A 5,304-nucleotide genomic window follows, 5' to 3' on the forward strand; every position below is an offset into this window, starting at 1 on the left:
CTGGTGGAAGTCCTCCACCTTTTCAAAAATAAAAAGCGCAAGCAAAAATGAGGGACACATTTGAGGGAAGTATCGGAATAAATGTCCGTCATCGGGGCTATGACGGACATCTAATCGGTGGAGAACCGGGAAAACTGTCCGTCATCCAGGTTATGACGGACACTAATCGAAGGAGATTCGAAAAAACTGTCCGTCATCGAGGTTATGACGGACACAAATTACTGGAAAATCGAGAAAACTGTCCGTCATCCAGGCTATGACGGACACAAATCGATGAAAAATCGAAAAAACTGTCCGTCATCCAGGTTATGACGGACAGAAATCTCTAGAAAATCGAGAAAATTGTCCGTCATCCTTTATGGGTGGCGTTTTCTATTGGAGCTAGAATCCAGCTTTTCTTATGGTGCCGCAATCTTCAACATTTTAAAGAAGTCATCCCGATTATATGCCTCGTATAGTAATCTTTCATGATTAAAAATGGCGTAATACGGCAGCGAATCGATTTTTAAATCAGGAAATTGCCGGGGTGCTTCCTCAAGGTTGTTAACCTTCAAAGAATGTGCCTTATGTACATATTTGTTATTTACCTGCTCAAGAGCCCAATTTTCCTGCAGCGCTTCTGGTTTATACAGTTCAAGTACAGCCAAGTAGCCTGGTTCTTCTGCAAGTTGTGCTTGATAAGCAACCAATTCTTCAATGATTAATGGAAAAGTATAATGAAAGACTTGATCTCCACTGGAAGCCTGGATGATGACCGTACTTTGACCAGCCACATTATTAAAAGTATAGGTATTATCAAAAATTGTTTCAAATGGAAGGTTCCCCATCTCCAAATCTCCTTGTCCCTGTGAGCGGTAAACGGAAATATTGTCAATTCCTGCTTTTTCGGGAAAAGTGATCTTCATTTCGCTGAACGGCTTCACGCTGACAGGCAGCAGGTCATGGAACAGGATGGGTGGCTCATCCTGTTCGACGACAGGTCCTATGCCTACTTCTACCCATGCAAATGTACCTGATTTATATATGACTTCCTGGCCTCCGACTGTGATTACTGCTTCTGGAATGCTGAAAGATAGTTCTTTTTCTTGTTCCGGCATAAGGGTTCGGAATCCCTCTATGGTGAAGATCAGGAATATCGCTAATAGGACTATCCCATACGGAAGCCATTTACTTTTCATAGCTAGAATTCTTCGAAGTTAGCATTTTTTCAATTTCCTCATTCGTTGGAGGCGGTGACACAGGGTTTAGATGAGTATTCAACTTATCAATCTTCTTATGCAGCCTTACAACATCAATGAGTATTAGCAAAAGCAAAAAAATAATAATCCACGTCAACATACAAAACACCCCTCTTTTTTTCCAATATAAAACAAAAGGCAGGGAATAGAAAGGTGAAATTGGATAAAATTTGCGCTGTGCACTGGATTATAATACTATCTTAGTGAGTACTAATGGTGGTGTTGCAGTGGAAATTACAAAGCATTTATTAATGAATCTCTCACTTCTTCTTGTCCTTTTGTTTTTTACACAGTTAATCATCGAAAGGCAAGTAAAGGAAGAGAGCCGGGAAAGATATCAATTATTCTATTTCATTATATCGATTTTTACATGTTATATTTTTTCGGTACAAGTCCAGGATGGAATTCGCTTTGACCTTCGACAGGTGCCGATGATTCTTGGAAGTCTCTATACTGGATATAGTTTTCTGCTTGCAGCCGTCACTATCCTTATGAGAGGTTTGTTAGGCATAAACGATGGGTTCTGGGTCTCGGTGGGGGTCTTTTCAGCTCTTGCTATCCTTCTCAAATGGATTCATCCCTGGTTCAACAGGCTAACCTTGAACAGCAGGGTCGGTATCTCTGTTTTATTGACCGTAATCACTTCCTTTTTGCTAATGCAAATGGTCACGGTAGTCAGCGAACCAATTAGACACCCAGAAGCCTGGATCAGTTTCATTTTGATTCCCGCACTAACTTCAGGTCTAGTCAGCTATTCAATTGAGACAATCCGTCAAACATTCATTATCCGACAAAGACTAGCGAAGGCTGATAAAATAGAAGCAGTCAGTCATTTAAGTGCGGCTATTTCTCATGAGATCCGTAATCCACTTACAACTGTGAAAGGATTCCTACAGCTGCTCGGCGAGAAAGATTATCCCGATGAAAAGAAAAAGGAATTCATCGGTATTGCGGTCCAGGAATTAAATCGTGCTGAAGAGGTCATTAATGACTATCTTACTTTTGCAAGACCTGCTTTCGAAAAGGAAGAGCAAATTGAAATCGATAAGGAATTGAATCAGGTTCTTAATGTCCTAAATCCATTGGCTAACCTTAATGGTGTGCAAATTATAAAAAAGTATAGTCCGGAATTAGTCATATCAGGAGATCGTTCGAAATTCAAGCAAGCATTCATCAACCTGATCAAGAACGGTTTGGAGGCTATGCCAAACGGCGGGGAACTTATCGTTCAAACCTTCCGCACCGGAACTGTAATCCATATCCTCGTGAGAGATACAGGTCTCGGGATGACTGAAGAACAGATTGCCCGTCTTGGTGAACCATACTACACGACAAAAGGTCAGCATGGAACCGGTCTTGGCATGATGGTCACTTTCAGCATCATCCGCGCCATGAGAGGCAAGGTAGAAGTGAAAAGCCAGGTTGGCAAAGGAACAACCTTCCATATCCGATTCAGTAATCTAATGGATGATAATTAACAAGATTCGTCCAATGGTTGGTGGAAATAATCCTGCTTTTCTCAGTCAAAAGCTGCCGACAGAAGAATTTGTCAAGTTTGTCTTTTGTTGACAATAAATTTCAAGGTTGCTATATTAAAATTAGCTGATTGCACACGTATTAGGCACTATGCAATTTGCTTATTCTAATGTTTTTACACGTTTGAATAGGTCATGTATGAGGAACTAGTCGTTGTGATTTGCTAAATTTTAATCATGGCTTGTTCGGCCGATCTAGGAGGATTTTTCACATGCAAAACGGTAAAGTTAAATGGTTCAATGCAGAAAAAGGTTTTGGATTCATCGAAGCTGAAGACGGCAACGACGTTTTCGTGCATTACTCTGCTATTCAAACAGAAGGTTTCAAAACATTAGAAGAAGGACAGGAAGTATCATTCGAGGTTGTTGAAGGAGCTCGCGGACCACAAGCAGCTAATGTTACTAAACTATAATTTTTATAAAACGGACTTTTTTAGCTCAGCCAGCTGGCTGGGCTTTTAATGTACCAAAATTTCCAATTACTTTGAAACCTTTCCATTATGTAAAACGTAATATCCATAAAAACTATTTTACATGGTGAGGTGTATGAAAATGGGTGTCTTCTTTACAATCGCGGCTGGGGCAGGGATACTCTTTGCCATTGCTTATTTTTCTAGCAATGGAAGTAAAAGAAAAGTTTTATTGAAGGAGAACATCCCTGATCACCTTGGTTTGCTGGAAGACGTTCCGGCTTCTGCTATCTTAAAAAAATTAGAGAACTCACTTTCTTATGAGTTCATCCAGCAGGTGAAACTACGTTTTTTAAGCGAGCATCCCGAGATTTCGGATGATGAATTCGAATGGCGTCTATTTGAATTAAAACGATATTTCTTTCTTAATTCGTTTATGAAAAGCACTCCAATGTTCAGCAGCAAGGTCGATGAGATTTGGCATGAGATGCTGATGTTCACGAAGCAATATGAAGCTTTTTCTGAAAAATATCTTGGCAAGATGCTTCATCATACGCCGAACCTGGAGCCGGAACCGGCACCACAGCAACGGGCGTTCTTTGATTGGGTGTTTGCACAGCTATTTGAAATAACAGAATACACCTGGCAGGCATGGGGAGACTTTTTCCATTATCCACTTGATCAGCAGCTACTCCAAAAAATCGGTTCACTTAGTGACGATGAGCTGAAACAGCAATTTTTCAGGATTACTGAGGATAATCAGGAGCTGGTGAATTATTTAATTAAGCAGCTGAGGTCACAACTAAGAAAAGCGCAAGAAATGTACAATGTTGATAGAAAAGGGGCTTTTGAAAGGCCAGGACTTTTTGGTGACCTATCAGGATTGAGCCTAGTAATGGTGTTTTATTCTTACTATTACTTTGATGAATACTGGGATTATGCTCAAGCATACGCTTATTCACACCAGGCATATGGAACATCGGGCTGCAGTGCCGTTTTTTGCGGCTCAGGCGACATACATGATTCACATAATGATGGCGGCGGCCACAGCTGTTCCAGCAGCAGTTGTTCAAGCTGTGGCGGAGGATGCTCATCGTAATAATGAAAAACCTGCTAACAGTTGCTAGCAGGTTTATAATTTTGAATGAATTTTTTGATTACATTCTGCAAATTACCTTCAGTCATAATATTTGAAAAGTCAATTCCCAGCTGGACCGCTGTTTGTGCAACCTCTGGACGGATTCCTGTAATGATAGTTTGAACGCCAAGCAGCTTTAGAGCATCCATCAGTTTGAAGATTTGATGGGCTACCATCGTATCTACCATCACCACTCCTGAAAGATCCACTATCAAAGTATTGATTCTGGCATCGATACTTTGTGTAAGAGTTGATTCCATCAAGCCTTTTGCTCTCGTAGTATCGATTTCACCAATCAATGGCAGCAGGCCGACTTCCTTTGTCAGGGTAATGACTGGTGCGCTCAATTCTTTAATTAGAGTTGCTTGCGAGGCCAATCGATTCATAAGGATATCCATGAAAACAATAATAAAGGACTCAAAGACATAATCAAGCGTGTAATTGATCTTCTTTTCCCATGTAAAAACGTCGTCGAAGGTGACCTCCAAGTCCGTTTGCTTTACGAATCTTTGAATGTATTCCCAATAAACACGACGGAACACACCAGAATTCCACGCTACTTCCGTCAGGTCAGTTTTTGATTTAATTCGGTCTGCTGCAGTCTGGCTTGTCCAGGCGGAGATCGTTTCCTTCATCTCTTCCTCAGATTGATAAAGTGATTTCGCTACTAGACGAACATAATTTGAATTCTGTTCCTTCACCCTGTTCATAACTTCTGGCGGTGCATCTGCAGAGTAATCTGATCCCTGAATAACGCGTTGCCGTTTCAGCCAGTCATCGGTAAAATTAGCCGAATTGTCGACCAGGAACTTGTATAATGCCTCTGTTTTTGTTTCCATTTAAATCCCTGCTTTATAGATTAGACGTACTTCTATTGTGAAAAACAACGACTAAAAAGTCAAATTTAAAATGTTATCACTATTAGTTATAGCGATTGACTAAATAAAGGAAAATTCAGGTAGATTTTATAGGTGATTTTTGAT

General features: G+C 40.5%; 6 protein-coding genes. 3 read left to right on the plus strand and 3 right to left on the minus strand.

Features of this window, described 5'->3' with window-relative positions; genetic code table 11:
• Positions 1 to 398: 398 nt before the first annotated feature.
• Together ACH0QE_RS06165 and ACH0QE_RS06170 are read right to left on the minus strand one after the other, a co-directional pair.
• Positions 399 to 1,178: a hypothetical protein gene (locus ACH0QE_RS06165; RefSeq protein WP_415799815.1), complete on the minus strand. Its 780-nt coding sequence runs from the start codon at positions 1,176 to 1,178 to the stop codon at positions 399 to 401.
• Positions 1,168 to 1,338 carry a hypothetical protein gene (locus tag ACH0QE_RS06170; protein WP_415799816.1) on the minus strand — a complete coding sequence of 57 codons (171 nt, stop codon included), beginning with the start codon at positions 1,336 to 1,338 and terminating at the stop codon, positions 1,168 to 1,170. The genes ACH0QE_RS06165 and ACH0QE_RS06170 overlap by 11 nt, the downstream gene beginning before the upstream one ends.
• A 127-nt stretch (positions 1,339 to 1,465) precedes the next feature.
• Between ACH0QE_RS06170 and ACH0QE_RS06175 the strand changes: the two genes are divergently transcribed.
• The 3 genes from ACH0QE_RS06175 to ACH0QE_RS06185 all read left to right on the plus strand — a co-directional run bounded on the left by ACH0QE_RS06175 (position 1,466) and on the right by ACH0QE_RS06185 (position 4,282).
• A complete protein-coding gene (locus ACH0QE_RS06175; protein ID WP_415799817.1) occupies positions 1,466 to 2,716 on the plus strand; it encodes an ATP-binding protein in 1,251 nt (416 codons plus the stop codon).
• Positions 2,717 to 2,985: 269 nt separating this feature from the next.
• On the plus strand, positions 2,986 to 3,186 hold the full coding sequence (locus ACH0QE_RS06180) for a cold-shock protein (RefSeq protein ID WP_415799818.1): 201 nt from the start codon (positions 2,986 to 2,988) through the stop codon (positions 3,184 to 3,186).
• 139 nt (positions 3,187 to 3,325) lie between these two features.
• Complete coding sequence (locus ACH0QE_RS06185) at positions 3,326 to 4,282, plus strand: hypothetical protein (protein WP_415799819.1); 957 nt, start codon at positions 3,326 to 3,328, stop codon at positions 4,280 to 4,282.
• A 14-nt stretch (positions 4,283 to 4,296) separates the two neighbouring features.
• Here ACH0QE_RS06185 and ACH0QE_RS06190 read toward each other — a convergent pair whose 3' ends face one another.
• Entirely contained in the window at positions 4,297 to 5,160 is an 864-nt protein-coding gene (locus ACH0QE_RS06190) for an STAS domain-containing protein (RefSeq protein ID WP_415799821.1), read from the minus strand.
• Positions 5,161 to 5,304 lie beyond the last annotated feature (144 nt).

The sequence above is a fragment of the Mesobacillus sp. genome (genome assembly GCF_047739415.1).
Taxonomy (GTDB): domain Bacteria; phylum Bacillota; class Bacilli; order Bacillales; family Cytobacillaceae; genus Mesobacillus.